Genomic DNA, 6,852 nt, shown 5'->3' on the forward strand with positions numbered 1-6,852 from the left:
GCCGAAGCGCGGCCGGCGTTCGTCGCGGAACTTGGTCTGGATGTGATAGAAATTCCGCGGCAGCTGCTTGTAGCTGCGCAACTCCTGGCGCGCGATGTCGGTGATGACCTCTTCTGAGGTCGGCTGGATGATGAAGTCACGATCGTGACGATCTTTCACACGCAGCAGCTCCGGCCCCATTGCCTGGAAGCGCCCCGTTTCTTGCCACAACTCAGCAGGCTGCACCACCGGCATCAGCAGCTCCACGCCACCCGCGCGGTTCATCTCTTCGCGAATGATGGACTCGACCTTGCGGATCACCCGCAGCCCCATCGGCATGTAGCTGTAGATGCCCGCACCCAAGCGCTTGATGAAACCGGCCCGCATCATCAACCTGTGGCTCGCCACCTCGGCATCGGCGGGCGCTTCTTTGAGCGTGGAAATGAAAAACTGTGAGGCTTTCATGGGCAGGCCAATGACGAAGGGATTTGGTAAGGAATGGGGGAAGAAATTGGAGCTGCACGGCGAGGGCGGGGGAAACCCGCGGGGTTGATTCCCGCTATGCCGGTGCAATAATGAATTCAACTAAAGAATTTGAGGTTGATTATGCTCGACCGCGAAGGGTTCAGACCCAACGTCGGCATCATCCTGCTCAATACGAGGAACCAGGTTTTCTGGGGCAAGCGCATACGCACCCACTCCTGGCAGTTCCCGCAAGGGGGCATCAAATACGGCGAAACGCCTGAGCAGGCGATGTTCCGCGAGCTCCACGAAGAAGTGGGGTTGTTGCCCGACCACGTTCGCATTGTCGCGCGCACCCGCGACTGGCTGCGCTACGAGGTACCCGACCATTTCATTCGCCGCGATGCACGAGGGCATTACCGTGGGCAAAAGCAAATCTGGTTTTTACTGCAGCTCATGGGCCGCGACAGCGACATGAACCTGCGCGCCACCGACCATCCCGAGTTCGATGCGTGGCGTTGGAATGAATACTGGGTTCCGCTCGAACTGGTGATCGAGTTCAAGCGCGACGTATACCAAATGGCATTGACGGAGTTGGCGCGTTTTCTGCCGCGCAACAACCACCACAACCGCTACTTGCGTTCCGGCATGCGGCCTCATCACCGCGACGACATGAGCGAAACCGATTTGGCTGCGCTTGATGGCGCGCCGTCAGAAGAGCCTGGCGACCCGGCTGCCTAGCCAGCTTGGCTCAGGCGAGTACAAGGTTGTCGCGGTGGATCATCTCAGGCTCGCCGGTAAACCCGAGCAGGCGCTCGAACTCACTTGATGGCTTGCGCGCGATCAGTCGCGCTTCCGAAGCGGCGTAGTTGGCCAAGCCTCGTGCGATCTCGGTACCGGCCTTGTCACGCACGGCGATCACGTCACCACGCACAAACTCACCCTGCACCTCGGTCATGCCGATCGGCAGCAAACTCTTGCCTTCATCGCGCAGCTTGGCCACCGCACCGTCGTCGATCACCACCGCGCCACGGAACTGCAGATGGTCGGCCATCCACTGTTTGCGGGCGGCCAGCTTGGGTGTCGATGCGGTCAGTGCAGTGCCGATGGCCTCGCCGGCTGCCAGACGGACCAGAACGTCCGGCTCACGCCCCCAGGCAATGACGGTGGAAGCACCACTGCTGGCCGCACGCTTGGCCGCCAGGATCTTGGTGATCATGCCGCCGCGGCCAACGCTGGAGCCCGCGCCACCCGCCATGCGCTCCAGCTCGGGCGTGCCGGCCTCGGCTTCGTGGATGAAGCGCGCTGACGGGTCTTTGCGTGGATCGGCCGAATACAGACCCTTCTGATCCGTAAGGATGATCAGCACGTCGGCTTCGATCAGGTTGGCGACCAGTGCGCCCAGCGTGTCGTTGTCGCCGAACTTGATCTCGTCGTTGACAACGGTGTCGTTTTCGTTGATCACCGGTACCACGTTCAGCCTGAGCAGCGTCAACAGCGTCGAGCGTGCGTTGAGATAACGCTCTCGATCGGCCAGGTCGGCATGCGTCAGCAGCACCTGGGCACTGCCCATGCCGTAGCTGCGTAATTGTGTTTCGTAGATCTGCGCCAGACCCATCTGGCCGACCGCGGCGGCGGCCTGCAGCTCATGAATCTCTTTGGGGCGCACCGACCAGCCCAGGCGCTTCATGCCCTCGGCCACCGCACCGCTCGACACCATCACCACCTCACGCCCTTGCTGCGCCAGGGCGGCCATCTGCCGGCACCAGGTTCCGATGGCTTCTGCGTCCAGACCCCGGCCCTCGTTGGTGACCAGGCTGGAGCCCACCTTGATGACGATGCGTTTGGCGTTCTGGAGAGCGTCTGTCATGGCGTGGGAGCAACGTCGGTGGAGCCTGCGGTGAAACGCGGATCCGGGTCATCCGGCACCACGTTCTTCAGCTTCGAGACGTGCTTGTAGATCGCGTGCACCAACTGTTCGCAGCCTTCGCGCGTCAAAGCGGAAATCTGGAACACCGGGCCCTTCCACTTGAAGCGTTTGACGAAGTCTTTGACACGTTGCTCACGCTCTTCGAGCGGCACCATGTCGAGCTTGTTGAGCACCAGCCAGCGCGGCTTTTCATACAGTGCCTGGTCGTACTTCTTCAACTCGTTGACGATGGCCTTGGCCTGCGCCACCGGGTCGACGCTCTCGTCGAACGGTGCCATGTCGACGAGGTGCAGCAACAAGTGCGTGCGCTGGAGATGGCGCAAGAACAGGTGGCCCAGGCCAGCACCTTCCGAAGCACCTTCGATCAGGCCGGGAATATCGGCCACCACGAAACTCTGCTCGGCTGCCACACGCACCACGCCCAGGTTCGGGTGCAAGGTGGTGAACGGGTAGTCGGCGATCTTCGGTCTCGCGTTGGAGATGGCCGCAATCAGCGTGGACTTGCCGGCATTCGGCATGCCCAGCAGGCCGACGTCGGCCCGCACCCGCAGTTCCAGCTTGAGCTTGTGCTGCTCACCCGGCCAGCCGGAGGTCTTTTGCCGGGGCGCGCGGTTGGTACTGGTTTTGAAATGCAGATTGCCGAAGCCCCCGTCTCCGCCCTTGGCGAGCAGCACCTTCTCGTCGGGCACGAGCAGCTCGGCGATCACGTTGCCCGTCTCCACGTCCTTGATGATGGTGCCCATGGGCATGCGAAGGACGATGTCTTCCGCAGCCGCTCCATATTGATCGGAGCCGCGGCCGCTTTCACCGTTGCGGGCTTCGTGACGGCGCGCGTAGCGAAAATCGATCAGCGTGTTGAGATTGCGGTCGCCAACGGCAAATACACTTCCGCCCTTGCCACCATCGCCGCCATTGGGCCCGCCGAAGGGAATGAACTTTTCCCGGCGAAAGCTCATGCAGCCGTTGCCGCCATTGCCGGCCACCACGTCGATGGTGGCCTCGTCAACGAATTTCATGACTGTGTGTCCACGCTGTACCGCAGGTCGCTACGGTAGCCCAGGCTTGCGCCCGACGCAAAAAAAGAAAGCCCCGGCGAACCGGGGCTTGGCAGCCGAAGCTGTTATCAGAACAGGCTCAGGCCTGTTCTTTCACGCTGACCGTTTGACGGTTCTTCGGGCCTTTGATGGCAAAGCTCACCTCTCCGTCCACCAGGGCGAACAAGGTGTGATCCTTGCCAATGCCGACATTGGTGCCGGCATGGAACTTGGTGCCACGCTGGCGAACGATGATCGAGCCGGCCGGGATCTGTTGGCCGCCGAACGCCTTCACGCCGAGCATCTTGGGTTGGGAATCGCGGCCGTTCCGTGTGGAACCGCCGCCTTTTTTCTGTGCCATGGTTTGACTCCTTTCAGGCGTTCACGGCTCGAATTTCGAGCTCAGTGAAGTTTTGGCGATGACCTTGTCGCTTTTGATAATGCTTGCGACGACGCATCTTGAAAATGCGCACCTTGTCATGCCTGCCTTGTGCCACAACCGTGGCGGTAACGCTCGCGCCGGATACCAAGGGAGTCCCGACCTTCAGCTCTGCGCCGGCACCAATGGCCAACACCTGGTCGATCGTGATCTCTTGGCCAACGTCCGCAGCTATCTGTTCTATCTTGATCTTTTCGCCTGCAGCAACTTTGTATTGTTTGCCGCCGGTTTTTATGACCGCGTACATATCAGCCCTTTCAGTGAATCTGCCGGCGAGAAAACAGCGCCTGACAGCCCCGCGAAAAAAGCGCAGAGCCTTGCAGTCTACCATGGAACGGTCTGGCGAGCCACCGCATTCGACGTCATTACACAAAAGCAGCTATGACAAGAGCCGCAGCCACGAGACGCCCAAGCGCCTTTCTATAATTTGTGTTCGTTACCTAAGCCCGCAGTGCAACTCACCACCTCATCCTTGAACCCGAGCCTAGACCCGATTCAGCTGATGGCGGCTGAGATGAAGGAGGTGGACGGGGTCATTCAGCGCCGCCTGGCGTCGGATGTAGCGCTCATCAATCAGATTTCGCACTACATCATCAGCGCCGGGGGGAAGCGCATCCGACCCATGCTGGTGTTGCTGTTTGCCAACGCACTCGGGTTTCAAGGCAAGGAGCGCTTCGAGCTCGCCGCCATCGTGGAGTTCATCCACACCGCGACCCTGCTTCACGATGACGTGGTGGACGAATCCGCCCTGAGGCGCGGCCGTGAAACAGCCAATGCCCTGTTCGGCAACGCTGCCAGCGTTCTGGTGGGCGACTTTCTTTACTCACGCGCGGTCCAGATGATGGTTTCCGTTGACCGCCTCCGAGTGCTCGACGTGTTGGCGGACGCCACGAACGTGATCGCCGAAGGTGAGGTTCTGCAGTTGATGAACATGCACGACCCAGATCTCGCCGTCGACGACTATCTCAAGGTCATCCGATTCAAAACCGCCAAGCTGTTCGAGGCGAGCGCTCGCTTGGGTGCCGTGTTGGCAAATGCGAGTGAAACTGTTGAAGACGCGTGCGCGTCCTACGGCCGCTCCCTCGGTACTGCATTTCAGTTGGTTGACGACTTGCTGGACTACGAGGGCTCAACCTCCCAGCTCGGCAAGAACGTGGGCGACGACCTCCGCGAAGGCAAACCCACCCTGCCGTTGCTGATCGCCATGGAGCGCGCCACCCCTACAGAACGCATGCTCATCCGAAACGCGATAGAACAGGGTGAGGTGACGCGCCTGGACGATATCGTCGGCATCGTCCGTCGCACCGGCGCTTTGGAGGCAACCCGAGATGCGGCGCGAACCGAGGCCGACAAGGCTCGAAGCAGCCTGTCGGTGCTTCCCGCCACGGTGCACCGCGAAGCTCTGCTAGAATTTTGCGTTCGGTCGGTCGAGCGTTCGTCTTGACCCGAACCGAAAGAAACGGGCCGATACAGGCCCCTTTTTATCGGGGTGTAGCTTAGCCTGGTAGAGCGCTACGTTCGGGACGTAGAGGCCGGAGGTTCGAATCCTCTCACCCCGACCAAACTTCCTTGACGCAAATTGTTGCAGCGATCATCGGCACAGGCCGTGATTTGTTGCCGCTCGGCCATAGGCTTCAGGTTTACAGCGCCTGACGAATCGGCGATCATCAATTGATATGGTCATCGTGACGTAACGCACACCCGCCTGTGGACACTCTTGCCGAAGTTCCTCAATCCGCACTGTCTGGCGTGGCGCGGGTTCTTGTGCATGCGGGCAAGCTGAACGCGAAAACCGCCGAAGACCTGGTCAAATCTTCGAAAGAGAAGAAAACCAGTTTCTTGGCATCGGTTCTGGCGGCTGGCGCTGTCACTTCGGCAGATCTTGCGCACACGCTGGCCAGCGCACTGGCCATGCCTTTGCTGGATCTCAACGCCGTTGATCCACAGCGGCTGCCGCGCAACGTCATCGACGTGAAGCTCGCGGCCCAGTATCAAGTACTTGTTCTCGGTAAGAGAGGCAACCGCCTTTTCATCGGCGGCGCCGACCCCACGGATCAAGAAGCGGCGGAACGGATCAAGTTCGCGACCCAGCTCTCCCCCGAGTGGGTCATCGTCGAGCACGACAAGCTGGCCAAGATCCTTGAAGGCGCCTCCACCAGCGCGTCAGAGTCGTTGGAAAACATTGTTGGTGGGGACTTCGAATTCGACGTCAGCGACGAAGACAGCACGGCGGCCGCTGAAACGCAAGAGGTCACAGCCGACGTCGAAGACGCTCCAGTCGTGCGCTTTTTGCAGAAGATGCTGATCGACGCAATCAACGCCCGAGCATCCGACCTTCACTTCGAGCCTTACGAATACCACTACCGCGTACGCTTCCGCGTTGACGGTGAACTGCGCGAGATCACCCAGCCGCCCATCGCCATCAAGGAGAAACTGGCCTCGCGAATCAAGGTCATTTCTCGGCTGGACATTGCTGAAAAGCGCGTCCCACAAGACGGGCGAATGAAGTTGAAATTTGGCAACAAGTCGATCGACTTCCGCGTCAGCACCTTGCCCACCTTGTTTGGCGAGAAGATCGTCATCCGGATCCTGGATTCATCAAGTGCCAAGATCGGCATCGAGGCGTTGGGCTACGAAAAGATCGAGAAGGATCGGCTGCTCAAGTGCATCGTGCGGCCCTACGGGATGATCCTGGTGACAGGCCCCACCGGCAGCGGCAAGACGGTCTCGCTGTACACCTGCCTCAATATCCTCAATCAGCCTGGCGTCAACATCTCGACCGTGGAAGACCCGGCCGAAATCAACTTGCCCGGCATCAACCAGGTGAATGTGAACGACAAGGCGGGGCTGACCTTTTCAGCCGCTCTCAAGTCTTTCCTGCGCCAAGATCCTGACGTGATCATGGTGGGCGAAATTCGCGACCTGGAAACCGCCGACATCGCCATCAAGGCTGCTCAGACCGGCCACATGGTGATGTCGACCTTGCACACCAACGACGCCCCGACCAC

General features: G+C 60.2%; 8 protein-coding genes and 1 tRNA gene. 4 read left to right on the top strand and 5 right to left on the bottom strand.

Annotated elements, in window-relative coordinates:
- The coding region (locus tag RMO40_RS24840; protein WP_309726541.1) for an aminoacyl--tRNA ligase-related protein at positions 1-444 on the bottom strand (444 nt) is incomplete at its 3' end.
- A 141-nt stretch (positions 445-585) separates the two neighbouring features.
- Here RMO40_RS24840 and RMO40_RS24845 point away from each other — a divergent pair.
- Positions 586-1,182, top strand: a complete 597-nt coding sequence (locus RMO40_RS24845; protein WP_309726543.1) for an RNA pyrophosphohydrolase — start codon at positions 586-588, stop codon at positions 1,180-1,182.
- 10 nt (positions 1,183-1,192) lie between these two features.
- Here the strand turns inward: RMO40_RS24845 and proB are convergent, their stop codons facing one another.
- The 4 genes from proB to rplU all read right to left on the bottom strand — a co-directional run bounded on the left by proB (position 1,193) and on the right by rplU (position 4,091).
- Positions 1,193-2,311: a glutamate 5-kinase gene (gene proB / locus RMO40_RS24850; RefSeq protein ID WP_309726545.1), complete on the bottom strand. Its 1,119-nt coding sequence runs from the start codon at positions 2,309-2,311 to the stop codon at positions 1,193-1,195.
- Entirely contained in the window at positions 2,308-3,387 is a 1,080-nt protein-coding gene (gene cgtA / locus RMO40_RS24855; protein ID WP_309726548.1) for an Obg family GTPase CgtA, read from the bottom strand. The genes proB and cgtA overlap by 4 nt, the downstream gene beginning before the upstream one ends.
- A gap of 118 nt (positions 3,388-3,505) precedes the next feature.
- Positions 3,506-3,766: a 50S ribosomal protein L27 gene (gene rpmA / locus RMO40_RS24860; RefSeq protein ID WP_309726550.1), complete on the bottom strand. Its 261-nt coding sequence runs from the start codon at positions 3,764-3,766 to the stop codon at positions 3,506-3,508.
- A gap of 13 nt (positions 3,767-3,779) precedes the next feature.
- On the bottom strand, positions 3,780-4,091 hold the full coding sequence (gene rplU, locus RMO40_RS24865) for a 50S ribosomal protein L21 (protein ID WP_309726552.1): 312 nt from the start codon (positions 4,089-4,091) through the stop codon (positions 3,780-3,782).
- A gap of 255 nt (positions 4,092-4,346) precedes the next feature.
- Here rplU and ispB point away from each other — a divergent pair, with 255 nt between their 5' ends.
- The 3 genes from ispB to RMO40_RS24880 form a co-directional block, all read left to right on the top strand.
- Positions 4,347-5,288 carry an octaprenyl diphosphate synthase gene (ispB, locus tag RMO40_RS24870; protein ID WP_309726556.1) on the top strand — a complete coding sequence of 314 codons (942 nt, stop codon included), beginning with the start codon at positions 4,347-4,349 and terminating at the stop codon, positions 5,286-5,288.
- 41 nt (positions 5,289-5,329) lie between these two features.
- A tRNA-Pro gene (locus RMO40_RS24875) sits at positions 5,330-5,406 on the top strand.
- Between the two features lie 145 nt (positions 5,407-5,551).
- The coding region (locus RMO40_RS24880; protein WP_309726554.1) for an ATPase, T2SS/T4P/T4SS family at positions 5,552-6,852 on the top strand (1,301 nt) is incomplete at its 3' end.

Source organism: Rhizobacter sp. (assembly GCF_031412075.1).
Lineage (GTDB): Bacteria > Pseudomonadota > Gammaproteobacteria > Burkholderiales > Burkholderiaceae_C > Rhizobacter.